Origin of the sequence: Myroides profundi (assembly GCF_000833025.1) — a bacterium.
GTDB lineage: Bacteria > Bacteroidota > Bacteroidia > Flavobacteriales > Flavobacteriaceae > Flavobacterium > Flavobacterium profundi_A.
In genome coordinates this window covers 2327929-2352738 of sequence record NZ_CP010817.1, presented here as the reverse complement: position 1 = coordinate 2352738, position 24810 = coordinate 2327929, and the positions used below count along the sequence as shown (strand labels likewise).

At 31.8% G+C, this 24810-nt stretch carries 17 protein-coding genes and 2 pseudogenes; 13 read left to right on the top strand and 6 right to left on the bottom strand.

Annotation, left to right across the window (positions count from 1 at the left end):
- Positions 1–150: 150 nt before the first annotated feature.
- Both MPR_RS10370 and MPR_RS10365 read right to left on the bottom strand, forming a co-directional pair.
- Positions 151–3966 (bottom strand): efflux RND transporter permease subunit, encoded by a 3816-nt coding sequence (locus MPR_RS10370; RefSeq protein WP_041892329.1) that lies wholly within the window; start codon positions 3964–3966, stop codon positions 151–153.
- Positions 3967–4319: 353 nt separating this feature from the next.
- Positions 4320–4748, bottom strand: coding sequence for a hypothetical protein (locus MPR_RS10365; RefSeq protein ID WP_041892327.1), 429 nt, complete (start codon positions 4746–4748; stop codon positions 4320–4322).
- 400 nt (positions 4749–5148) lie between these two features.
- Here MPR_RS10365 and aqpZ point away from each other — a divergent pair, with 400 nt between their 5' ends.
- Positions 5149–5850 carry an aquaporin Z gene (gene aqpZ / locus MPR_RS10360; RefSeq protein WP_041892324.1) on the top strand — a complete coding sequence of 234 codons (702 nt, stop codon included), beginning with the start codon at positions 5149–5151 and terminating at the stop codon, positions 5848–5850.
- 9 nt (positions 5851–5859) lie between these two features.
- Here the strand turns inward: aqpZ and MPR_RS10355 are convergent, their stop codons facing one another.
- Positions 5860–6744 carry an IS4 family transposase gene (locus tag MPR_RS10355; protein WP_235280428.1) on the bottom strand — a complete coding sequence of 295 codons (885 nt, stop codon included), beginning with the start codon at positions 6742–6744 and terminating at the stop codon, positions 5860–5862.
- Positions 6745–8096: 1352 nt separating this feature from the next.
- On the opposite strand from MPR_RS10355, the gene MPR_RS10350 reads away from it, so the two are divergent.
- Complete coding sequence (locus MPR_RS10350) at positions 8097–9245, top strand: helix-turn-helix domain-containing protein (RefSeq protein WP_158438871.1); 1149 nt, start codon at positions 8097–8099, stop codon at positions 9243–9245.
- Positions 9246–9455: 210 nt separating this feature from the next.
- Here MPR_RS10350 and MPR_RS10345 read toward each other — a convergent pair.
- Positions 9456–10323, bottom strand: a pseudogene (locus MPR_RS10345) (IS1595 family transposase); the annotation flags it as partial.
- 379 nt (positions 10324–10702) lie between these two features.
- Between MPR_RS10345 and MPR_RS18160 the strand changes: the two are divergent.
- From MPR_RS18160 to MPR_RS10310, 7 genes and pseudogenes are all read left to right on the top strand, one after another.
- Positions 10703–13201, top strand: a complete 2499-nt coding sequence (locus tag MPR_RS18160; RefSeq protein WP_052472707.1) for a phage tail-like protein — start codon at positions 10703–10705, stop codon at positions 13199–13201.
- Positions 13202–13293: 92 nt separating this feature from the next.
- Positions 13294–13902: a hypothetical protein gene (locus tag MPR_RS10335; protein WP_041892316.1), complete on the top strand. Its 609-nt coding sequence runs from the start codon at positions 13294–13296 to the stop codon at positions 13900–13902.
- A 71-nt stretch (positions 13903–13973) separates the two neighbouring features.
- Positions 13974–15245 (top strand): T9SS type B sorting domain-containing protein, encoded by a 1272-nt coding sequence (locus MPR_RS10330; protein ID WP_041892313.1) that lies wholly within the window; start codon positions 13974–13976, stop codon positions 15243–15245.
- A gap of 37 nt (positions 15246–15282) precedes the next feature.
- Entirely contained in the window at positions 15283–16182 is a 900-nt protein-coding gene (locus MPR_RS10325) for a PorP/SprF family type IX secretion system membrane protein (protein ID WP_489884326.1), read from the top strand.
- Positions 16183–16211: 29 nt separating this feature from the next.
- Positions 16212–18181 (top strand): annotated as a pseudogene (locus MPR_RS10320) (OmpA family protein).
- A 352-nt stretch (positions 18182–18533) separates the two neighbouring features.
- Positions 18534–19115: a porin family protein gene (locus tag MPR_RS10315; RefSeq protein ID WP_041892310.1), complete on the top strand. Its 582-nt coding sequence runs from the start codon at positions 18534–18536 to the stop codon at positions 19113–19115.
- Positions 19116–19966: 851 nt separating this feature from the next.
- Entirely contained in the window at positions 19967–20587 is a 621-nt protein-coding gene (locus MPR_RS10310; protein ID WP_041892308.1) for a hypothetical protein, read from the top strand.
- A 425-nt stretch (positions 20588–21012) separates the two neighbouring features.
- On the opposite strand, the gene MPR_RS10305 is transcribed toward MPR_RS10310, so the two are convergent.
- Positions 21013–21267, bottom strand: coding sequence for an integrase core domain-containing protein (locus MPR_RS10305; RefSeq protein WP_041892306.1), 255 nt, complete (start codon positions 21265–21267; stop codon positions 21013–21015).
- A 117-nt stretch (positions 21268–21384) separates the two neighbouring features.
- On the opposite strand from MPR_RS10305, the gene MPR_RS10300 reads away from it, so the two are divergent.
- A complete protein-coding gene (locus MPR_RS10300) occupies positions 21385–21816 on the top strand; it encodes a hypothetical protein (RefSeq protein WP_041892304.1) in 432 nt (143 codons plus the stop codon).
- Positions 21817–22099: 283 nt separating this feature from the next.
- Here MPR_RS10300 and MPR_RS10295 read toward each other — a convergent pair whose 3' ends face one another.
- Positions 22100–22750 carry a response regulator transcription factor gene (locus MPR_RS10295; RefSeq protein WP_041892300.1) on the bottom strand — a complete coding sequence of 217 codons (651 nt, stop codon included), beginning with the start codon at positions 22748–22750 and terminating at the stop codon, positions 22100–22102.
- A gap of 99 nt (positions 22751–22849) precedes the next feature.
- Between MPR_RS10295 and MPR_RS10290 the strand changes: the two genes are divergently transcribed.
- From MPR_RS10290 to MPR_RS10280, 3 genes are read left to right on the top strand one after another with little or no spacing between them, the layout of a single operon-like run.
- On the top strand, positions 22850–23365 hold the full coding sequence (locus tag MPR_RS10290) for a type VI secretion system transmembrane protein TssO (RefSeq protein ID WP_041892296.1): 516 nt from the start codon (positions 22850–22852) through the stop codon (positions 23363–23365).
- Positions 23366–23371: 6 nt separating this feature from the next.
- Complete coding sequence (locus MPR_RS10285) at positions 23372–23896, top strand: type VI secretion system transmembrane protein TssO (RefSeq protein WP_041892292.1); 525 nt, start codon at positions 23372–23374, stop codon at positions 23894–23896.
- Between the two features lie 5 nt (positions 23897–23901).
- Positions 23902–24804 carry a PKD domain-containing protein gene (locus MPR_RS10280; protein ID WP_041892290.1) on the top strand — a complete coding sequence of 301 codons (903 nt, stop codon included), beginning with the start codon at positions 23902–23904 and terminating at the stop codon, positions 24802–24804.
- Positions 24805–24810 lie beyond the last annotated feature (6 nt).

The following is a 24810-nucleotide window of genomic DNA, read 5'->3' as shown; positions in this document are numbered from 1 at the left end:
TCGTTTAAGTTGCGCAAAGTCGGGAGACTTTCCGCAGCGAGTTATCCCCTGAATGTGACACGCATAATAATGCGTCTCTACCTTAGTGTATTGTGTGCCGACAGTGTGTATATAATGCCCGTAGGGCAATCATTCTTAATTCGTAATTAATTAAGCGGAACGCTTAATTGCCCATTCTCTCCACCAACATTGGAATACTGGTACTACAAACATGGTCATGGACTGTATTAACATTCCTCCGAATGTAGGGATAGCCATGGGGACCATAATCTCTGCTCCTTTACCCGTAGAGGTCATCACAGGAAGAAGTGCAATTAGAGCTGTAGCAGTAGTCATCGCTGCAGGTCTTACACGTTTTAATCCTGCGTATACTACCGCTTCTCGAATCTCCTCTTTAGTCTTAGGATCTCTAGCCTTAAAGGTATCATGTATATAAGTTCCCATTAGTACTCCATCATTGGTAGCTAATCCGAATAAGGCGATAAAACCTACCCAGACTGCTATACTCAGGTTGATATTGTGCATTTGGAATAAGTCTCTCATATTCATATCTCCGACTGAGAAGTTCATAAACCAAGGCTGTCCGTATAACCACAATAAGATAAAACCTCCTGCAAAAGCTACGAACACTCCAGAGAAGTGGATAAGCGATGCTGCAATCGTTTTAAACTGGAAGTATAGAATCAAAAGAATCGCTAATAAACTCAGTGGTACAATGTATAGTAATCGCTGAGAAGCTCTTTCTTGTTGTTCATAATTACCAGCGAACTTATAGGTTACTCCTTTTGGTAGGGTAAGTTCACCAGAGGCTAGCTTAGCTTGTAATAGCTTATCTGCCTCGTGTACTACATCTACTTCTGCTTTTGTTTCTATTTTATCAAAGATGACATAACCAAGTAAGAAGGTATTCTCACTTTGAATCATCTGTGAACCTTTAGCATATTCTATATCCGCTACCTCGCTTAAAGGAATTTGAGCTCCTGTAGCGGTAGGGATTAGCATTTTTGCTAGCTGTTCTGGGTTATCTCTTAGTTCTCGAGGATAACGCAATCTTACCGGGAATCGCTCACGTCCTTCTACAGTAGTGGTTAGGGCCATTCCTCCGATAGCAGCACCGATTACATCTTGCAAGTCAGATACTGTAATTCCGTATCTAGCCATATTATGTCTGTTTAGGTGAATCTCTACATAAGGAGCACCTACCGCGCGATCATAGAATACAGTAGAAGGCATAATAGAAGGGATGTCTTTAAGCGCAGTCTCTAATGCTTTTCCACCTGCTTCTATAGATTCTAGATCTGGTCCAGATACTTTTAATCCCATTGGCGCACGCATACCTGTTGATAGCATCACAAGTCTTGCCTCGATAGGCTGAAGTTTAGGAGCCGAGGTTAGTCCAGGTAAGTGAGATACATTGACAATTTCTTGCCAGATATCATCTGCCTTTTTAATCTCAGGACGCCATTGACGCAAGAACTTACCATCTTTGTCTATAATTAAACTATCTCTAGGGATAAGTCTAAAACCATCTTCTACATTATAGGTAGTTCCATTGATAAGTTCAAACTCTCCTTTTTTATTCACTTTAAATCGCTGTCTATGTCCATTGTCATCTAGGATGTATTCTGATCTATAGTTGATCGTGTTCTCAAACATCTGAGTAGGAGCAGGGTCTAGAGCAGAGTTTACACGTCCCCATTTACCTACTGTTAATTCTACTTCAGGAATATTGGAAATACGTCTGTCTAGTGTACCGATAAACTGAAGGTTCTGTTCAATACCTGTATGAGGCATACTTGTTGGCATCAGTAAGAATGATCCTTCGTTAAGACTAGGCATAAACTCCTGTCCAATACCTGGGAAGGTCTGTGTTGATTTTTGCCAAAAAGCAGTTTCTCTAAATGATTTCCATCCAACAGTCTCAAAGCCTTTGGCTAGAAAACCAAAGCTTTTGTCTGCACCTAACCATACTAGCATTCCGAAGACTAATGTTAGAATAGGAATACTCATGAACTTCCAGCGGTGGGTAAGTGCCCATCTTAAGATTTGTTCATAGTAGATTACTAATAACCACAATACACCTAATATAGATCCGATAGCTAAAAGTACAAAGACAAAGTTTAATCCTGTACTCTCTTGAGTACCCAGAGGTAACCATTCTACTGTAAGGTAGTATAAAGCCACAAATAGGGTAAGGACTACATTGATATAATTGGCTATTGTATCTGTTTTCCAGCCTGGTGTAAACAGATTATTAATAGCCACTAATGTTAGCGTCACAGCGATAAACTCGCCTGTATATATCCACAGTCCTATACCTACTACAGCTAAGATATAATTGGCTATTTTGCGCAGTTTTTGTTTGTCTATTTTAATAGAGTATACATAGTACGCTATTGTAGGAAGTACGATGATCCCTAAGATAAATGCCGATAATAGAGCGAAGGTCTTGGTGTAAGCTAATGGTTTAAATAGCTTTCCTTCTTGCGCTTCCATTGCAAATACAGGTAAGAAGCTGATAATGGTGGTTAGCATAGCTGTTGACAAGGCACCTGATACTTCTGATACCGCTTTTGTAATAAGGTTGACAAAAGCCATTCCCTTACTTTGTATTCCTTGGGCTTTTTCTTCTTCCATGTACCTGATGATACTCTCGACAAAGACGACGCCAACATCCACCATAACTCCAATAGCAATAGCAATACCCGATAGGGCAACGATATTGGCTTCTATTCCCATATATTTCATAATGATGAAAGTCGCTAGTACACCTATGGGTAGAATACTAGAGATAATCACTGACGCGCGCAAGTTTATAACAAGTACAATAACTACGATGATACAGATTAATATCTCGTGTGCTAAGGCTGTTTCTAGTGTACCTATTGTTTCTTGTATTAATCCTGATCGGTCATAGAAAGGAACTACGGTTACTTTAGATATGGTACCATCAGCAAGTGTTTTTTGAGGAAGCCCAGCTTCCATCTCTTTTATTTTAGCTTTTACGTTACTAATCACATGCATAGGGTTAGCTCCATAACGAGCTACTACAACACCTCCTACAGCTTCAATACCTTCTTTATCTAGACCACCACGACGTGTAGCTGGCCCTAAGTTAACGAAGGCTATGTCTTTAATTTTTACAGGAACATTGTTTCGTACTGTGACTACAGCATCCTCTAGATCCTTGACATTTTTAATGTATCCAAGACCGCGTACTAAGTACTCTGCTTTATTAATTTCGATGGTCTCTGCTCCGATATCAAGGTTACTTTTCTGAATCGCAGACATCACATCCATCACAGATACGTTATAAGCGCGCATTGCATCAGGATTTACTTCTACTTGATACTCTTTTACATATCCTCCGATAGAAGCTACCTCAGACACTCCTTCTGCAGCAGATAAGTTATATTTAGTATAGAAATCTTGTACTGTACGTAGCTCGTCCGGATCCCATCCACCTGTAGGTTCTCCTGTCTCAGGATTACGCCCTTCTAGCGTGTACCAGTATACTTGCCCAAGTGCAGTAGCATCTGGTCCTAATGAAGGGATTACTCCCTCAGGTAATGTTCCTGCTGGTAGAGAGTTTAGTTTCTCTAAGATACGCGAGCGGCTCCAGTAGAATTCTACATTTTCTTCAAAAATGATATAGATAAACGACATCCCAAACATAGAGCTACTACGCACTGTTTTTACACCAGGGATTCCCAGTAGAGAAGTCGTTAGTGGATAAGTGATTTGCTCCTGAATATCTTTAGGAGAGCGCCCCATCCACTCTGTTGCTACGATCTGTTGGTTTTCACCAATGTCAGGGATAGCATCTACTGGTACAGGATCGCTTGGCAACATATTTTGGTGCCAGTTAAATGGAGCTGTTATTAGTCCCCATACAATAACTACTACTAGTAGTAATAGAGTAATTACTCTATTGTGTAAGAAGTACTTAATGATTTTATTAAGCATAAGATATGTATTTCTGTATTAAAAAATGACATCTACTAATCTTTGATTCTATGCAACAATAGGTATGCCATAAGTTAAGGCATTGATTTTAAACCTAACATCCGATAAAAATAGATTAGTGATGATAACTAAAAGATAATTATCATTTGCCCCACAGATTAGCACTTTATTACTTCTTTAGTAAAGACATCTAAATAGTTACATTGTTATAGACTTCTTTAATGTACATAATAAGGTAAGTACTTAGAATAATACTTTCCTATCTAGTAATAAAATAAAATGTGTGGGTAAAGTAACTATCCTAAGAGTTTGCCCAGAGTATAGGGCATAAGGTAGTTACCTTGTGTAGAGTATCATATACGGTAAATACAGATATAAGACAAGGGGTCTATATCTTTATACTTAAATCCAGAAACAGAAACAGAAAGGGGAGAAACAGATACTAAATCAATAGATTTTAAGTCCTCTAAGTAGTTAGAGTTAAACCATTGTGATTTAATATTGGCTATTTTAGCCTTTGTATCTTGAACAACTTTTGGCGTTTGTACTTTTAACTCTGCTATGGTAACTAGTACTCGTGAAGCAACTGTACAACATGGCATATTCATATCCATACTGCGAGAACTTTGCTCCATATCACCACCACAACAAGACATACCACCCTCAGTACTCATCTCCATACCACAAGTCATCACCTCCTCCGTGCAAGACCACTCTATAACAGGGCTAGCCGTCACTAAAAAGGATAAGAATAGGAATAATATGGATAAGTATTTCTTCATTTAATGTCTGAATTGTTCAAAACAATGAGACAAAGATACTTGTTTTTTAAATATATAGATAGGTTTTAAATGATTTTTGCAGACGTAAAAGCACTTTTATTTTTACACTTATACAATTGTTGTTATTTGTTGTATAATTCTTGTCTATTATTGGTTTTACTTCCTTTAGACACTTGTCAATAGTGCCTTTAATACGGTTAAAGTTTTGCAAATGCAATAATTAAGTTTTGGTTTAATTCAGCACCAGATTATTTTATTGAAGCAATTTACTCTTGTTTTTTTGTTTTTAACGGTGTGTTAATGTATTTGATTTATTCTTATTTATAGTGTTAAACTATATTCGCACTATGTGACTATTATTATTTAGACAGTCCTAATAGTAAACATAATTTAAATTGCTATGAAAAATTATTTTGCTGAGTTCTTCGGAACTTTTTGGTTAGTATTAGGAGGGTGTGGTAGTGCTTTATTTGCAGCAGGGGTACCTGATGTAGGCATTGGGTTTGTAGGTGTATCTCTAGCTTTTGGTCTGACGGTTTTGACTATGGCTTATGCGGTAGGACCTATTTCAGGAGGTCATTTTAATCCTGCTGTATCCATAGGAATGTATATAGGGGGAAGATTTTCAGGAAAAGAAATTCTACCTTATATAGGATCACAACTCGCTGGAGCAATATGTGCAGCTGTTGTATTATACCTGATTTATATGGGTAGCTCAGTCTGTTGTATTGACAATAAATTACCAGGAGCATTTGCAGCCAACGGATATGGGCATTTATCACCTAGTGGGTTTAATCTACTATCTGCTTTTGTTACAGAGTTTGTATTAACAGCTTTCTTTATTCTAATTATTCTAGGTGCTACAGATAAGAAAGCAAGTGGTAAATTTGCAGGGATAGCCATTGGACTAGCGTTAACTTTAATTCATTTAATCTCAATTCCTATTACCAATACTTCTGTAAATCCTGCTCGTTCTATTTCGCAAGCACTTTTTGCAGGAGGAGAGTATATCCCTCAACTTTGGTTATTTATCACAGCGCCTATATTAGGAGCTATCGTAGGAGGAGTGATCTATAAGTATCTTTTACAAGACAGAAATTAAGAGATTCTGCTAAATACACGACAAAAAACTAAAGCACTTGATATTTAAAGGGTTGTATTCGTTTTTAGAAAGCAATAATCTTGATAGATAGTCAAGTCCAAGTTTAAAGACACTAATAAGCCTATTACCATGATTCTTGATTGTAATAGGTTTGATAGTGTCTATATAATCCCCAATCTTATAGCACCATACAAAGGCAATCATCACTAATATGACTAGTTTTTCAAGTCTATCAATTTTTTGTAAGTGTGTATCTTCTATATTAAAACCATTAGACTTGAAGGCTTTAAATAATGTTTCTATCTGCCATCTTATTTTATAAGTATCTAAAGCTTTCTCTGGTTTATTAAAACCTATGACTATACAGAAGTCTATTTTACCATCTGTTATCACTTTAGTTCCAGAGATATAACATAGCTGGTTATGAATTCTAACAATCTTGTGATACTGTCTTGTTTGACTAGATTTTAAGTTATTAAATAGATGAGAAGCCGTTATTTCTTTCTGTTTACTGGTCAAGTAAACCTTAAAGTTATTTCGAATACGGATGTAGTATTTAATCTGTCTATCATTTAGATAGCTAATCCAATCTTCTCCAACAAATTCTCTATCCGCTAAGACACAATCAATACAATCTTTGCCAAACCAATAAATAAAAGTATTAATGAGTTCTTTTCGCTCATTTGTATTTGAATTACCACGTTTATCTAGCATTTTAAATAGTATTGGAAAACACATATTCTTATAACTAATACCTAACATTAAGATGTTTATATCTTGTTTTCCAAACTTCCAATTGGTGCGATCCATCACAAGGACATAAGATTCCTCAGTAGGAATAAGTGCAAAAATAAGTCTTGAAACCCATTCCAACTTCAAATCGACACAAGACATAAAACGCTAAAATACGTCTATAGTTACTACTAGTTGTTGCACAGTTGTCAAATCCAGTTGATACTTTAGAAAAATTCACGGACTTTACTTTGCATAGAGCAATGATAAATAAACAAATAAGTCGGATCCTAGCTAACCCTAATTTTCCTTTAAAATTAGCTTCTATAGTTGTTAGAAGTTCTGTGTTTTTGTACTCTAGGCTGTTGTTTGTTTTTAAAAACATTACGTGAGAAATAATTATTTAATATACTGAATATCAGCCTTTTTTACAAACAATCCTTTCCTTTATTTATCTTAAAATCAACTATTTAATAATTTTGTCGTGTACTAAGGAGATTCTGTTTATATTTATAGGGGTTTCATGTTTAGTAAAATTGCATATTTAGTCAGAATGATTTATTACATTTCTGTCGAGTGTTGTATTAGCGGCTTAGTGAATAAAACAGATTTTTTATTGATATAGAAGTCTATTTTGATGATATAACTTATATCTAGTCAATTAACTAATGCTAAAATATCTCTATCAAGATTGTTTATTAATGCTGATTTTGATTCTCAGAAGCTTAAAAAAATTAGTGATAAAGAAATAATAGATAACATCTGTCCTAATAAAAGAAATGGGCAAGATAATGAAGACGATTATTTTGATGAACAACTATACAAAGAAAGATATGCTATTGTATGAACCAATACTTGGTTAGATAGCTTTTGTTCTTTACTAAATAGATTTGACACCAGACTTTCAATAATCAAAATATCCTGAAGAATTATTTAAATATAAGATTAAATTTTATTATTGGAAAAATGAAGTCATCTTGACTTTTTAGTTTCGTAAAACTTTTTCAGTCTATCACAATAAAAGCAATGAAGTCCAGCTAGAAACTCCTAGTTTATTTTCTCAGAGCATTTTAATGATTTAGTATAATAGATGTTTATTTATACTAAATCATTAAAATGCTCTGTTAGATTGGTTATATCTTGTTTGATAAGTAGTGAATGTAAAATAAACAGTTAACACGATAATTTATTTTCAAGAGATAATAAATTAACTAACTATTGTTAAAGCATGTCTATCTAGATTGTTTACTGAAAATTTTATAACACATAAAAACAAATTATCTGAATTTATTTATGAAAATCTATGTAAAAATATTTTATTATCAATAAAATATTAGTAGTTTTACTTCTACTGTGACTTATGTAAGATGTGATATTAAAAATAAAGTGCTAAATATTTAATTAAATTGGAAAATTTTGAGATGTTGATAAATATTTTTTTTTTAATTAGCCTAGGTGTTCTTCTTATAAAAGAGTTGATACTATATTATATATTAAAAAAGAAGAATGTCTATATGATGAGTTTTAAACTATTAAGTAGGCTTAACTATCTTGTTATAATACAGCTTTCTTGTTTTTTCTGTTTTATATTAGTTAAAAAAGATTTGTATATATCACCACTGTGGATTTTATTATTTATATTATATGCACCTTATTTTATTTTGATATTGTATTATTGTTTTTTTAAAGAAAAAAATATTTTTTATAATTACTATTTAAATAATTCTTTTTTTTTATTGTGTTTTTTTACATTTTTATCTTTTGTGTTTTTTCATTTTATAGATGATTTACATTTAAGTAGTGATATATGGTATTTTTTATGTATTTCTGTGTCATTACATTTGTTATATTATATTACCAAGGGATTTTACTTGTTAGGATCTATAAAAAGAATTAAAAGAAAGAATCTTCGAATTTACAATCTACAGGTGATTCTTTTAGTTTTTAATTCTGTTTTTTCTGTTTTTTTCGTGATAGCTCTTGTTTATTATCGACATTATTACAACGTGTTGTTTGGTTTTTTAGGATTAAACTTATTTGGCTATTATATTTTTTTAGGAGTTTTGAGATACAGGTTAATTCACAATATTTATAATGATATAAGTGCTGATATTAAAGCTCAATTTGATGTTATTCAAGAAAAAAGTCAAGTTTCAACCTCCTATCAACTTACTAATACCATAGTATTGGGAACTTATTATCAGGGAAATATAGATTTAAAAGAACAGGAAAGTAAAGGAGGTGAAAATAAGAAGATTGATATTGAAGAGAATATTTATCAAGAAGAGACCAAATATGAGAGGGTACAATTGAGTAAAGATGTACTTAATAGGATAGATAAGAAAGTTAACCAGATTGTTTTAATAAATAGGGCATATTTAAATCCTAATTTTAAAATTACTGACTTAGCTCTACAGACAAAGGTATCAAGATATTATTTAGCTCAATATTTCTCGAAAATTCATAATATGAATTTTCGAGAATATATAAATTCTCTACGTATACAAGAGGTCTTGGAATATATAAAAAGTCAAGAACAGAAGGAAAAAATTACTGTGAATGAATTGTTTTTCCAAAGTGCTTTTAATTCTAGAACTTCCTTCTTTAAGTGTTTTAAGAGCATTACAGGTATGACTCCTGCAGAATATTTAAAATCTATTTAATCCGTTGTGCATTTTAATTTATAGAAATTTCTATTGAATAAGAATTTATTAATACAACGTGAATTTGATGTGGAAAAAGACGAAAAGTATATAGTTTTAGTTAAAAATTTATGATTAACAATCTTGAATTTACCAATTATATCTATTTTTTATATTATTTTTTTGTCTTTTCTTATATTGAATTCACGTTAAGATAGATGTATCTCCGTTTTAGTCATAAACAGTAATATTGGCAATAATAAGCCTATCAAAGAGTTTATCACCAAAGTACCTTCTATTAAGTTTATAAACGAATTCATTTAAGTATACTTGAAGATATTTTCGTTTAATTTTATGGTAATTTCCCAGTAGTTTTTTTTGGGCATTACGATAACTATATGTACCCATTTAAGAGTTTGTTCTGATGATTTTTCAGTGATATGTATCTGAACAAAATCTGAAATATCTACATAAGAAGTACTCTTGTTAGTTAAGACAATACTACTTTCATGAATATTTTTCTTAATCATTTCATTAACACCTTCAGCTTTATGATCTTCTAAAAACAACAGCTTTAAAAAAGCGTACATGATTTTGTTTTTCACCTGTTTTTATGTCCTCTAAAACTGTACTCTCTGCCATAATTGCAACATTTTGGACACCTGTAGATCCACGACCACTTTTTGTTTTAGACTTCTTTATTTCAGATGTTTATACTTTAGAATACCCCCTGATCCATCTCTAACATTCCTGCTAAAGTATATTTGCTATCTCTATTGCCCATTGCCCATACTGGTTCATATCTTTTTAGTCCTAACTGCTTCTGAATTTCTAAAGTAGAAAAGCCTTTCTTGGTCGCTGTCATTAAGAACATTGTTTTATAGCATATTAGAAAAGATAGCTTAGAATGTTCCATTATTGTTCCGCTTTTTAAAGTCATATGAGAACGACATTTCTTACATGAATAACTCCATCTACTTTGAATTCAATAGTGGGTATCATGACAATATCTTTGACAAGTTACACCTAATTTGTCACGTTGTTCCTTAAAGTGTAAACTGCAAGCTTCTTCACTTGTAAATTCGGCTGAAAAGGTAAATGATTGGCCATATGATTCCTCTCTTTTAGACTACAAATATAGAATTATGTCATTAAACGGAGATACATATTTAATTTATATAACTATGAAAAATGATAGTCTAAGCTTTTATTATATTGATAATATATTTTTACTATGATACTTTTTGTTAAAAGTATTGGTAGGTGTTGTGTTTTATTGTTAATAATTCTTTGTTTGTTTCTTTTTGTTAGTTGTGTTTTTTTTAAAACGATTTTTTTTTTATACATAATATGGGGTACTTACTTGATTTTTAATTTGTTATTAGTGTTTTTTTTTGTTAGGGAACAATATTTATAACAAAAGAGAACTGTGTTTTTTGTTATTTTATTGAATTTCGTTTCATAAAATTTAGTGAATTATGAAAAAAAAGTTACTGTGTGTGGCAGCATTTTTATTTATGCTGTCAGTAAAAGCTCAAGTTGGTATTGGAACCAAAGTTCCGAATAAGTCAGCCGAATTAACTATTAGCTCTAATGACAAAGGATTATTAATACCAAGTGTCTCTTTAAAAGCTACTAATGATTCTTCAACTATTTCAAATGGGAATGTTGAGAGCTTATTAGTCTATGCTAATAAAAAGCAAGGAGATATTGAACCAGGGTTTTATTATTGGAATAAAACAAAGTGGGTTAAATTGGCATCGGATTCAGAAGTCAAAGATATTGTAATAAATAATTTTGAAGAAATTGTCAAAAATGAGACAGTTCAAAACATTATAAAAAAAACAGGAGGGAATGTTTTTTATGATGGAAGTAAATTTGAGTATTTAGATCGTTCAGGAGCTAGGAAGGAATTAATTTTTTCATCAATAGTTAAGGCAAATGAGACACTAACTACGCTAGTTGCATCAGACAACGGTACATATACTTATAAATCAGAGAATGGAACAGAGACAGTTATTGACATCCCAGCATCTGTTGCCAATAACTTTGAGACAATTGTAAACAACAACCCCGAGAAAGTAAAAGAGATTATCGAGAAAGTAGCTAAAGATGTAGAGGGTAATGTAATCTACAACGGTAAAGACTTAGTTTACAAAGATAAAGATGGCAATGATCAGACAATCGACCTAGATAAACTAGTTAAGGCCAATGAGACAGTAACTACGCTATTGGCTGGGGCTGATGGTACCTATACCTATAAGTCAGAGGATGGGACAGAGACTAAGATTGACATCCCAGCTTCGGTAGTTCAGAACTTCGAGACTATTGTAAAGAACAACCCTGAGACAGTAGAAAAAGTAATTAAGGAAGTATTAAAAGATGTAGAGGGTAATGTAATCTACAACGGTAAAGACTTAGTTTACAAAGATAAAGATGGCAATGATCAGACAATCGACCTAGATAAACTAGTTAAAGCCAATGAGACAGTAACTACGCTATTGGCTGGGGCTGATGGTACCTATACCTATAAGTCAGAGGATGGGGCAGAGACTAAGATTGACATCCCAGCTTCGGTAGTTCAGAATTTTGAGACTATTGTAAAGAACAACCCCGAGACAGTAGAAAAAGTAATTAAGGAAGTATTAAAAGATGTAGAGGGTAATGTAATCTACAACGGTAAAGACTTAGTTTACAAAGATGAAGATGGCAATGATCAGACAATCGACCTAGATAAACTAGTTAAAGCCAATGAGACAGTAACTACGCTATTGGCTGGGGCTGATGGTACCTATACCTATAAGTCAGAGGATGGGGCAGAGACTAAGATTGACATCCCAGCTTCGGTAGTTCAGAATTTTGAGACTATTGTAAAGAACAACCCCGAGACAGTAGAAAAAGTAATTAAGGAAGTATTAAAAGATGTAGAGGGTAATGTAATCTACAACGGTAAAGACTTAGTTTACAAAGATGAAGATGGCAATGATCAGACAATCGACCTAGATAAACTAGTTAAAGCCAATGAGACAGTAACTACGCTATTGGCTGGGGCTGATGGTACCTATACCTATAAGTCAGAGGATGGGGCAGAGACTAAGATTGACATCCCAGCTTCGGTAGTTCAGAATTTTGAGACTATTGTAAAGAACAACCCCGAGACAGTAGAAAAAGTAATTAAGGAAGTATTAAAAGATGTAGAGGGTAATGTAATCTACAACGGTAAAGACTTAGTTTACAAAGATAAAGATGGCAATGATCAGACAATCGACCTAGATAAACTAGTTAAGGCCAATGAGACAGTTACCAAATTAATAGATAATAAAGATGGAACGTTTACTTATTTTAATGAAAAAGCGATAGACTCTGATGGTAATGTAATTGATGAACAAGGTGTTAGTTTTAAACTGAATGATGGTTATGCTCTAGTTGATATGGCAGAATATACAAGTACTGCTGCGTCTGATAGATCTTATACATATAATCAGATAGTGGGACAAAATATTCAAAACGAAGGAGAATGGCGTTATATTCCTCAATCATCTGTTTCTTTCAATAACCCTGTTTATACACTTAATTTTAAATCAGATGTAAACAAAACAGAAAAGAGATATATTCAACTCTCAAGTATAGTAAAAACGAATTTTGAAACAATCAATGATTTTACTGTTAGACAACATTCAACTGTCAAAATAGTAGTATCTACTTATCTAAATAGTCAATTGATAGCATCTTATAATGATTATCTAATCTTGCCAATAGGAGGCGGTGACCCTATCCTTTCAAAATATTCAAAGAGTATCAATATAGACCATCTAATGCTTTTGGAAACTAATAATAATTTAGAAATACGAGTAGCAGTAGAGTCTTCAACTTTTAAAAAAAATGGAGGGGATCAAGATGGGAACTTTGCTAAGGGTGATGTGAAATTATTAACTTTTAGTGTAAAGGATATCTCTTTTCAATTATTTCAGAAGTAATCAATGATTTAGATATAAGCTATAAAAGGATTAGCATTCTTCAGATTAGAAGCAATAATTAAATAAAGTAGAACAATATTAAAAATATTAATATGAAAAAAATAATTGTATTGGGAATTCTATTATTGACTCCCTATTTAGTTTTAGCACAACAACCCGAAAAAGGAAAAAAACCTTTAGTTATAGATCAAACTATTGTAAATGTCGATAGCAAAATTTTTCTAGTAATAAATAAAAAAGATACTCAAAAACTAACAGTAAAAGGTACAATATACAATGCACAATTTGATGGAACTAAACAGGGAATTAATAGTGATAAGGTACAAATTAGTACAAATAAAGAAGAATTAATTTTTGCTCCTAATAGAGTATTTAGAATTACAGGAGCCATTGGAGTACGTGGTGCAAGTTCAAATGGACAAGGAAGTACTAGTCCAGGTTATATTACCAGTGAATTTAATTTAATTAATGGAGGTCGAGTTTTAGTTAGTACTAAAGGATATACTGAATCTTCTACTGAAGGATATGATGATGGTGGAGTAACTCAACCTGTAATGATTTTTACTTCGGAAGCTGCAGGTGCTCGCTTGAATTTAAAGGTTAGGTATGGTGGTTCAGCTGCAGGTAACGATGGTTATTATTTGGCAGGAGAAGCAACTACTTCAAGTGTAGGAACCTATATACTTATAGAAGAACTTTAGTTAATTTAGATGTGTTTTGGAAGTTTTTCTTATTATTTTAAATAAGAAAAAATAATTTTATAATTAGTATTATGATAAAAATACATATACCAATGATCTGTTTTTCTCTGTGGAACTTTGCTGTGTTTGGTCAGGAATCTGTAGAAGAAAAATTTATCAATCAAGGAGATTTGATTGTATTGGAGGGAGGAACCTTAAGTATAGGTTATAATTTTGAGAATAGTATTTCTGGAAATTTCGAAAATAGAGGAGAGATTTATTATTATAATAATTTTAAAAATGATAATCTTTTCTATTCAGGTGCTTCATCAAAAAAGGCAAAAGTATATTTTCATCCCAAGAAAGAATTAATAAGACAAGAAATTTTAGGACAAAGTGTTAGTGAATTTCATAATGTAGAGTTTAGAACAGATAATTCTAACCAAAGTTTTTTACTTGGTAATGAAATTAGTGTTAAAGGTGAATCCAATTTTATTTCAGGAATTGTCAAAGTTTCTGATCAAGAGGGCATGTTTACTTTTCTGTCTAATTCTAAATCAATAGGCGCTTCAGATAAAAGTCATGTAGAAGGGTATGTAGAAAAACAAGGTAAGGATTCCTTTACATACCCAATTGGGGATAGTGGCTATTATCGTCCAGCAAAATTATCTACATCATCTAATGAAAAGGATTTATATATGAGTAGATATGTTTATTCAGAGGAAGATTTTTTTTTAGATAAGTCTAGTAAATCGGGAGTTATAGAGGATTTGAATACAAAGGAGTATTGGGAGATAAAACGCTCAGACTCTAGTTCAGGTAATGTATTATTAACACTAAGTTGGGATGAACGAACTACTCCATCAGAATTGTTGACAAATCCAGAGAAAGATTTACATATCGTGCGTTGGGATTCAAAACAACAATTATGGGTAGACCAAGGTGGAGTAGTAGATCTAGAGAAGAAAGAGATTACAACGGCTTCAGGCTTATTAGGTTATGGATATTTTACTCTAGCAAGGATAAAAACAGATTTACTCTTAGAAGGAGATGTTGTTATCTATAATCTAGTATCTCCTGATGGAGATGGAAAGAATGATTATTTTATCATTGATAATATTAATCGTTATCCTAACAATACAGTAGAGATTTACAACCGTTGGGGAACAAAAGTATTTACTACAGATAATTATGATAGTGCTGGGAATGTGTTTAGAGGATACTCTGATGGACGTGTTACTATAAATAAAGGTGAGAAATTACCAAGTGGTACATATTTTTATATTGTAACCTATGAATACAAAGATCATAGTGGTTCACGTATGATAAAAAAATCAGGGTATTTACAATTAGAAACAGACTAAAACTATGAAATTGAAAAAGAGAATTATATTACTTGGGATGAGCCTACTCATGGTAGGCTTAATCCCTTCCCTTTACGCTCAACAAGATCCGCAGTATACACAGTATATGTATAATGCTAATATGATCAACCCTGCTTATGCAGGTAGTAGAGGAACACTGAACGTGTTTGGGATGTACAGAACACAGTGGGTAGGACTAGATGGAGCACCTAAGACAGCGAATGTATCTGTGTCTACACCTCTTGGAGAAAGTGGATTAGGTCTAGGAGTGAACTTTACCAATGATCGCATTGGAGCGATGGATGAGAATAATATCTCTGTAGATTTAGCTTATGCTATTGACTTAAATGCTGATTATAAATTAGCATTTGGACTTAAAGGAACAGCTAATCTATTAAGTGTTGATTATACAAAGCTTAATATCCACAATCCTACAGACCCTGTAAGCCAAGAGAATCTAAACAACAAGTTTAACCCAAATATTGGAGCAGGGGTTTATTTATACTCTGATAAAGCTTATGTAGGATTATCAGTTCCGAACTTCTTGACTACGGATCGCTATGATGATAATGATATCACGACTATGCGTCAGAAGATGCACTTCTACCTAATGGGAGGGTATGTATTCGATGTGAGTGAGAACTTATTATTTAAGCCAGCAGCTTTAGTTAAGGCAGTAAGTGGATCACCATTACAAGTTGATTTAACAGCTAATTTTTTGTTGTATGACAAATTTACTTTAGGAGCGGCTTATCGTTGGGATGCTTCAGTGAGTGCATTGGCAGGATTCCAGGTGAATGACAACTTATTTGTAGGATATTCTTATGACTTTGAGACTACTGCCTTAAAGCGTTATAACTCAGGATCACACGAAGTTTTTTTAAGATTTGAATTATTTAACCGTCGTAGTACAATTAATGCTCCGCGATTCTTCTAAGGAAAATTCGCTATAAAGAAAGAGAAACTATGAGAAAACAGCTATTAAAAATAAGCTTATTGACAATGTCACTTTTCGTAGGTATTAGTACTTATGGGCAGAAAGTAGCAGAGAAGAAAGCGGATAAAGAATATCAAACTAAGGCTTACGTAGATGCAATCAAGATCTACGAGCGCATAGCTAGCAAAGGATACACCAATGCTGATATGCTAAAGAAGTTAGCGGATGCGTATTACTTTAATGGAAAATTGATAGAAGCAAATAAGTGGTATACTGAATTGTTTGAAGGTCAATACGAAGATAAAGGCAAAGAAGTGTTGCCATCAGAATATTATTATCGTTACGCACAGACACTAAAAGCTGTAGAGAACTATGATAAGTCAAAACTGATGATGGAGGAGTTCTCTAAATTAGAGGCAAACGATTCTCGAGCACAGCTTTTTGAATCTAGTAAAGACCGTTATCTAAAAGAGATAGAGAATAACTCTGATCAATACGAACTAAAGAATATAAGCGTGAATACGGCCTATTCGGATTATGGAGCAGCTTTATTAGGAAATCAGTTGATTTATACTTCTGCTCGTAATACAGAACATCAGTCAGGAAAGAGATTACACGAATGGACGAACGAGAGTTTTACAAGTTTATACAGTAGTGTGATTAATGCAGACGGTACTTTTGAGGAACCAGTGAAGTTCGCACCTGAGTTAGACACTAAAGTAAATGAGGCAACAGCTGTATTTACTTCTGATGGGAAGACAATGTATTTTACACGTAATAATACAAGTGTAAAAGGAAAGAGAAGATTAAATAAAGAGCATTCAACTTTATTAAAAATATATAAAGCGACTTTGTCAGAAGAGGGAAAATGGGAGAATGTAGAAGAGTTGCCGTTTAACTCGGATAACTATAATACAGCTCACCCAGCTTTAACACCAGATGATAAGTGGCTATATTTCTCTTCAGATAGAGAAGGCACTTTAGGACAATCTGATATCTTTAGAGTAGCTATTTATTCTACTGGAGAATATGGTAAAGTAGAGAATATAGGGAATAAAGTAAATACAGCAGTAGAGAGACATTTCCATTTATATCTAAAGATCACTTCTTGTTCTTTAGTTCAGATGGACACCCAGGACTTGGTGGTTTAGATGTATTTGTGGCCAAGATTAATGTAGATGGAAGTGTAGGTCAAGTAATCAATATGGGAACACCTATTAATAGTAGCACAGATGATTTTGCATTCTATATTGATAGTAAGACACGCAAAGGATTTGTTAGTTCTAATAGAGTGAATGGTGTAGGTGGAGATGATATTTACTTCTTTATTCAGAAAGTATGTCACCAGAGCCTAGAAGGTATTGTGTTTGATAAAGATACCCAAGAGGTATTAACTAATGCTAAAGTAACCGTGTATGATAACTCATATAAAGTAATCGGAGAAATTATCACTGATGATAAGGGATATTATAGAATAGATGATCTAGAGTGTAAAGGGAAGTATCGACTAAAAGCAGTAGCTGAGAAGTATAATACAGAAGAAGTAAGTGTACAATTAGACGCTGTAGCTGGAGGAGTTAAAAAACAAGATATTTCTTTAGAGAAAACAGAGAAACCTATTGCTAAAGATGATGATCTATTTAAGAAATTAAAACTGAATCCAATCTATTTTGATTTCGATAAATCAAATATTCGTAGAGATGCATCTATTGAATTAATGAAAGTGGTAGAAGTATTAAAAGAGTACCCTACTATGAAGATAGATGTTCGTTCTCATACAGATAGTAGAGGAAACGATGATTATAACTTAAGATTGTCTGATCGCAGAGCCAAGTCTACAGTACAGTGGATTATCAGCCAAGGTATCGAGGCAAGCCGAGTGACAGGACAAGGATATGGTGAGACACAATTACAGAATAAGTGTAGTAATGGAGTGCCATGTACAGTAGAAGAACATCAGTTAAATAGACGTAGTGAATTTATTGTTCAATCCTTATAAATAAGGATGATTTTATTGTATTTTATTGGAAAATATCTGATTTTAAGTATTTACTTAGAAAATGTAACAGTACTAAGAAAAATAAGTTGTATGCTTATAAGTGTTGTTTTATAATCAAAAGATTCCCTAGAGGCTCTGTTTTTGGGGAGTTCATTCAATGTTTTTATTAATGTTATACCAAGGCTAAGTTATTTATTCTATTACTTATGAATTAACTTAGCCCTTGGAATACAACAAGTAGTTTAATTAATGATGTTTAACTTCTGTCTTAAAGTCGAGGAGCTTTTTGTTAAAAATTCCTTGTTAAATAGATGTAGAAGAACAAGAATAATTAATTTAAAAATAGATAAATATGAAAAAGTTTGTTTTTATTTTTTGTACATGTTTGTTTAGCATGTCAATTAATGCCCAACTAAGTGAAAATATTTCAATACCTGAGTTGTCTAAAAAAGTAGGTAATACACCTATTAAAAAAGGTAATTGGATAGTTGGAGGAGCTCTTGGTTCTACAGGGTATAGTTTTGAAGAAGAGAGTTTTAATATTAATATTACACCAAGAGCTGGTTATTTTATCTCTAATGGCGTAGCAGTAGGATTAGAAATAGGAGCTGGTCTACAAACAGTAAAAGGTGGTGATAATATTTGGAATTACAAAGTAATGCCTTTTGCACGTTACTATTTTCCTGAAGGAGCTAGTGAAACTGGTAGATTTTTTGGGCAAGGAGCAATTGGTATTTCTGGAGCAGAGGTAGGAGGTAAAAGTGATACATCATTTGCATTTAATGTAAATGCAGGTTATTCCCACTTTGTAAGTAGAAATATTGCATTAGAGGCTATTGTTGGATACAATTATAGCAAATCAAATCAATCCAATGCATCTGCACATAACGGATTAGGTGTGTCACTTGGTTTTCAAATATTTTTGGGTAAGTAAACTCAAGTACTATTAAAATAATTGAGTTTTATTTAAAGTGATTTTATATAATAAAGCTAGTTAAATAAGTTCTTTTTCCTTTAGTTATCTCATAAAAAAATTAGATGAAAAGGGGACAACGTTTAGATTCGCTAGGAGACTTTTTAGTCTTATTAAGTTGTTGGCTTGTTAGTAAGAGCATATGGATAACAAAATAAAACTGTTTTTTTAGAAATTAACTAGATATTTGAATTATAATTAAAAAATGATTGAAGGTTAACAAGCATCACATAAGCTTTTTTTCCGATTTTAAATAAGGAGTTTTTATTTGACGATTAAAAAGCTACTAGTAAGAAACTTTGTGATAAAATAGTGTGGTGTTTGTAATGAAGACCTTAGTTTCAAAACTAGAAATTAAGGTCTTTTAATCAAGAACTAAGTAAATAGGATTACTTAATTTATTCTCTTAGATAAAGATAAGCTATACTGTTTTGTAAGGAGGTTGTCATGAGTTTGTAAAATAAAAATAAAGAAGGGTTATAGATCTTTGTGTTGCGAAACAAACAAAATCTACACCCCGTGACCAAGTACTCCACAAAAGATAGTATAGAATTAGATATAGTACCATATTTATCACTTCGAAAAAGATGGATTGAATCATAAGTTTCACTATATAAAACAGTTAGTTCTTTATTGTGCAAATTAAAAACAGGTATCCAATGGAGTTATTAGCCAGTTCAAGCTTTGTTTAGCAACTAAGTATTAAGTCATAAAAAGTCATAAAAAAGTATTTGGTCATTTTACAAAACTAAAAAGTCAAGATGACTTCAAATTATTAGTTATAAAGAAGTTTAATTTAAAATAAAAGAATTATGAATGAAGATCAATTAAAAAAAACAGTAAACAATGCTCAAGATAAAGTAGAAGGGGCAATAGATTCTATGAAAGAAACAGTAAACAATGCTCAAGATAAAGTAGAAGGGGCAGTAGATTCTATGAAAGAAACAGCTAGCAATGCTCAAGATAAAGTAGAAGGGGCAGTAGATTCTATGAAAGAGACAGCTAGCAATGCTCAAGATAAAGTAGAAGGGGCAGTAGATTCTATGAAAGAGACAGCTAGCAATGCTCAAGATAAAGTAGAAGGGGCAGTAGATTCTATGAAAGAGACAGCTAGCAATGCTCAAGATAAAGTAGAAGGGGCAGTAGATTCTATGAAAGAAACAGCTCAAGAAGCTAAGGAGAGAACAAGTGATTTTTTAGGTAATATGTGGGATAAAGCAAAAGGTTTAGTAGAAGATGTTGTAGAGGAAATTAAAGAGTTATCTCATAATACTAAAGATGAAGATACTAAGGTATCAGATAAAATCTCTGATGTAGTAAGTGATACAAAAGATGCTGTTCAAGAAACAAGTAAAAATGTATCAGAAAAAATAGAAGCAGTTGGTAATCAAACTCAATCTAGCTTACAGAATACTTCTGAAGATTTTAAATAAGACAATAGCGTCCTAAATAAATTTAAGGCATAAAGTATCCTTCCACTTTAGTTGGTTATAGATGATATTTTGATAAAATTTAAAATAGAACCCCTTCTTTCAATTTTGAAGGAAGGGGTTCTATGTAATTTAGTGGGGTATCTAACCATTTTTGTAGATATATTTTGAAAAATAGATTTAAACTGATAAAAGCGACTAAATTAGGTAAGTGCCATCCAAATTTAGAGTGAGCTCTTAGTGCTTTGTGTATTAGTATAGTTACCAATACAATAATTTAGATCCTAGAATTAGCTCTATTTGTGTATTGTTTTTACAACACTTTTTTTCAAAATAATTCGCACTAAAATCAACTCAAATTTTTTAACAGATTAAAGAGAAAGTATTGCTGTTTTGTAGGCTTCCCTAAAAATGTAGGCTTCCCCATTTTAGGACACCTCTAAATTCGACAAATAATTCTTATTATGTTCAGATTTGATGAAGAATTTAAATTCTTCATCAAATCTGGGCTTATATTCTTTAGGTGATTTATTCCCTAATGCTTTGTGAGGATGGTTAAAATTGTAATCCTCTCTCCATTTATCAGCCAATCTTTGTAACTGGTAAATATCATTGAAGTAAAAAGCATCTAATATATCCTCTCTAAAAAATCGATTAAAACGTTCTATATATCCATTCTGCATTGGAATTGTAATAAAAAAGGTTGAAAAAAGTAATATTTATAGTTAGTTTTGAAAGTCTTGTCATATTATTTTATCAATTCTCTTAGTGCTTAATACTGTGGTAAAAAACAAACAAGAATGCAAATTTATAAAGCTAAACTAGATTATTCAGTTATTCTCTTTCTTGTAATAGGCATTTCAGTTATAGGATACTTTATAGACATGGAAGCCCTTAATATTATTATCTTAAATATAGTAGTTCTAGGGCTACTAGGTATTTCAAATTTTATTTACTCAGATATTGAGTTTATTATAGACTCAAGTAACCAAACAGTTAGTTATAGTTTTGCAAGATTAGGTAAAGTTATTAAAAATACTTATAAAGTAGCGGAATTAGAATATAGCTATAAAAATGTGGTAACAAGCTCTGGTAAGTTTAATAAATTTAGTTTGCTTCAAAATGGAAAAACTATAGTTAAAACACGACCAAAAATATATTCTTTGACAGAGAATCAAATTCAAGATATAATTAAAAGTTTAAGTGACTTACAGGTTAAAGAAAGTATTTAGTGGACTGCATATTAAAAACTAAGTCACAAAAAATGAAAGATAAACATTACTTGCTGTTTTTGAGTTTACCTACAATTAGTGGATGTAATAATTATAAGTAGATTGTGAGTGATTAACTAGTGATGAGTTAAAGACAGAGTGTATAGTAATAGTTAAAAAACTTTCTATTCAAAAAGAACAAACTCTTATTTTTCTATGGAAATGTGGTAGAAAGGAGTATTAAGATTAAGTACTCGTAGTTTAATATACCAAAGAGAGATAGAGTCATTTTTATCTCTCTTTTTTATTTATAATTATGTAGGTTTTGTTCAACACAATATGTAATTAACTGGATCTTGTTTTTAACCATAAATTTTTCAGAAAGCTTTTTTATATAATTTTCAACTGTTCGAGAGCTTAAGTTGACTTTATCTCCTATTTCTTTATTTGTTAAACCTTGACAAGCATGATTTATTATTTGCAATTCAATAGAAGTAGGATCATAGATATTTTGTCGTTGCCTAGTAATATATTCATGAACGTCTGCTTTGTTTTGTTCCCATTTCTTTAGATAATCAGCATAGAAATCTATTTTTTTTTCAATTATAGATGTTAAAATTTCAAATATTACATCACTGTTCTTTTGACAATAATAGACATTGTTAATGCTTTCCAAAAACAAGTGTATATCTTCTTGATATACATGTGAATAGGTTATTATTGGAGTCTGATTATTTCTTTGTCTTAAGATTTTTATCGCCTCAAACCCTGTCATAATCGGTGTAAATGAGTCAATTATCAAAAAATTGTTTTGTTTGTAATAAATTCTATTAATTAATTCTAATCCATTGTTGTATTGGTCATTTAAATTATATGATATTCTTCTTTCTATATTATCTATTAGTAATTTTTTAAAGTAAAAATCGGATTCACATATTGAAATATTGACTTTCATTTTCTTAATATTTTTTTTTGATTTGAATTCCGTAAAAATAGTATTAATATTGTTTTAAAATTATGTTATGTTTAAAAAATACACTGTTTATAATAAGTTATGGGGTTAAAAAGGGTAAATAATAAGGAGATATTTAGCAGTTTTTGTGTGTTTTTGACATCTTTTGTCATGCTATTAACAGTATCTTTTATTGGGATTTTTTGTTTTTACAAAAGTTCTGATTTACAGCAAGATAATATAGAAAAAGATGTTTTGGCTTACAAAGAGGTTTTAAATAAGCATTATGCTTTAAAGACCAAGATAGACACTGTTTATTATCATATGAGTCTTCTTAGTACAGGTAAGGTGAGAAATGATGTTTTTTTAGAAAACTATATCACCAAGGATATTGTTCAGATTAAAGCTTTAATCGGAGAGGATAAAGAAGAGAATTTTAAATATTACTCTGTACTGGTATCTAAACTTGATAGTTTGCTAGAACTTAAGAATAAAATTATTCATGTTAGTGATCAAGAGAATTTAGCCTTAAGAGACTTGAATGAATGCATGAATAGATTCAAGAAAGTCCACAATGAATTAACTGATGATCCTGGTCGAAAGTTTAATAGAAAATAGATAGTTATGACACAAAATAAATATCAGTCTTTATCAAAAACAGAAAGAAGATATCAGTTCTTTTATTTAGTTGCAATGCTTGTTGTTTCTTTAATTTTATTAGGAATTGTTTTTTTAAGAGGTTTTAATTCTCCTTTTTCAAACCACACTGTTTTAGAGATACAAATGTTAGAACAAAAATATAAGTTTATTGAACAGCAGCATATTGTAGAACCTTTACTTGAATCAACCTTTAATAAGATTAGTATTTTAAGTTTTGAAACTCCTCAACCTTTTGTGGAGAATGATATAACTAACAGTATTAATGAGGTTGCTAATTCTTTTGCTAATGTTCCCATTTACGATCCTCGCAAGGAAGCATATATTCAGATTGGTTATTTCTATAAAATGTATTTTGAGGATAAAAAGATTGTTGCTAAAAAGTCTGAAAATATCAAGTTGTTTCGTAAACAATTCGAGGAGTGTTCAATTGGTTTTAAGGATAAAGAACAACAACTGGTTCAAAGAAGAAATGCATTACTAGCAAGATAAGAGTTATGAGTTATATAGAAAAAAATAAAGGTAAAGTTATTTTAATAGTTGGTAGTGTTTTAGTTATTCTTTCACTGGTTATCTATTTTATTCAAAAGAAGTTTTTTTATAGTATTTCTGATTTAGATAGTAAGGTGTATCCTGCGGTATTACATGTTGGAGATACTTTGCATTTTGAGGATAACACAAGTATTAGAGCCATAAAGAAATGGGAGTTTGGAGATGGAGATTTATCATTAAATGAAAAGGGATATCATATTTATAAACAACCTGGTTTTTATCAGGTTTCATTTACAGTAAACAATAAGTATACTAAGACTTTTTCAGTAGAGGTAAAACAAAAACAACAACAGAATTATGGAGATTATTTTACGCAGATAGAAGCTCCAAGTCAGGCCATGCAATATGAAAATATTGTTTTTAGAGCAGTGACAGAAAAGGCTAGTATGTATAGTTGGAAGTTTGGGGAGACTGGAAATATTGATGCCAAGGAACCCTTAGTTATTTATGCCTATCAAGAACCAGGTGATTACGAGGTTTTCTTGTACACAGATGATACAGCTTATCCTGTGATTCATCGTATAAAGGTTCATCCTTCATTTAAAAATATGAACGATGAGTTAGATGTAGAGGATGTATATAAGGCTGTGGATGATGATTTTAAGTACCATTTACAACAAATAGCAAACGGCGCTTCCTTTAATCAACACTACAATTATTTGGTCAATAAATATTTATGTCAAAATGAGAATGCAAGTGTAAGTGTGAATACAAGTAAAGTCAATTCATTTTATTATTACTGCATGGGATTAAAGTTTGATAAAAACGTTGTGATTCAATCTGTAAAAGTTGGATTTGATGAGGCTGTTAATTGTGTAACAAAGGTAAATGTAGTACAATCTAAATAAAAGAAG

Coding starts and splice junctions, on each gene's coding strand:
- MPR_RS10335 (WP_041892316.1), top strand. CDS start 13,294: ATGAAAAAAATAATTGTATTGGGAATTCTATTATTGACTCCCTATTTA.
- MPR_RS10300 (WP_041892304.1), top strand. CDS start 21,385: ATGCAAATTTATAAAGCTAAACTAGATTATTCAGTTATTCTCTTTCTT.
- MPR_RS10350 (WP_158438871.1), top strand. CDS start 8,097: ATGATGAGTTTTAAACTATTAAGTAGGCTTAACTATCTTGTTATAATA.
- MPR_RS10290 (WP_041892296.1), top strand. CDS start 22,850: ATGGGGTTAAAAAGGGTAAATAATAAGGAGATATTTAGCAGTTTTTGT.
- MPR_RS10365 (WP_041892327.1), bottom strand. CDS start 4,748: ATGAAGAAATACTTATCCATATTATTCCTATTCTTATCCTTTTTAGTG.
- MPR_RS10355 (WP_235280428.1), bottom strand. CDS start 6,744: ATGTCTTGTGTCGATTTGAAGTTGGAATGGGTTTCAAGACTTATTTTT.
- MPR_RS10285 (WP_041892292.1), top strand. CDS start 23,372: ATGACACAAAATAAATATCAGTCTTTATCAAAAACAGAAAGAAGATAT.
- MPR_RS10295 (WP_041892300.1), bottom strand. CDS start 22,750: ATGAAAGTCAATATTTCAATATGTGAATCCGATTTTTACTTTAAAAAA.
- MPR_RS10370 (WP_041892329.1), bottom strand. CDS start 3,966: ATGCTTAATAAAATCATTAAGTACTTCTTACACAATAGAGTAATTACT.
- MPR_RS10310 (WP_041892308.1), top strand. CDS start 19,967: ATGAATGAAGATCAATTAAAAAAAACAGTAAACAATGCTCAAGATAAA.
- MPR_RS18160 (WP_052472707.1), top strand. CDS start 10,703: ATGAAAAAAAAGTTACTGTGTGTGGCAGCATTTTTATTTATGCTGTCA.
- MPR_RS10305 (WP_041892306.1), bottom strand. CDS start 21,267: ATGCAGAATGGATATATAGAACGTTTTAATCGATTTTTTAGAGAGGAT.
- MPR_RS10315 (WP_041892310.1), top strand. CDS start 18,534: ATGAAAAAGTTTGTTTTTATTTTTTGTACATGTTTGTTTAGCATGTCA.
- MPR_RS10325 (WP_489884326.1), top strand. CDS start 15,283: ATGAGCCTACTCATGGTAGGCTTAATCCCTTCCCTTTACGCTCAACAA.
- aqpZ (WP_041892324.1), top strand. CDS start 5,149: ATGAAAAATTATTTTGCTGAGTTCTTCGGAACTTTTTGGTTAGTATTA.
- MPR_RS10330 (WP_041892313.1), top strand. CDS start 13,974: ATGATAAAAATACATATACCAATGATCTGTTTTTCTCTGTGGAACTTT.
- MPR_RS10280 (WP_041892290.1), top strand. CDS start 23,902: ATGAGTTATATAGAAAAAAATAAAGGTAAAGTTATTTTAATAGTTGGT.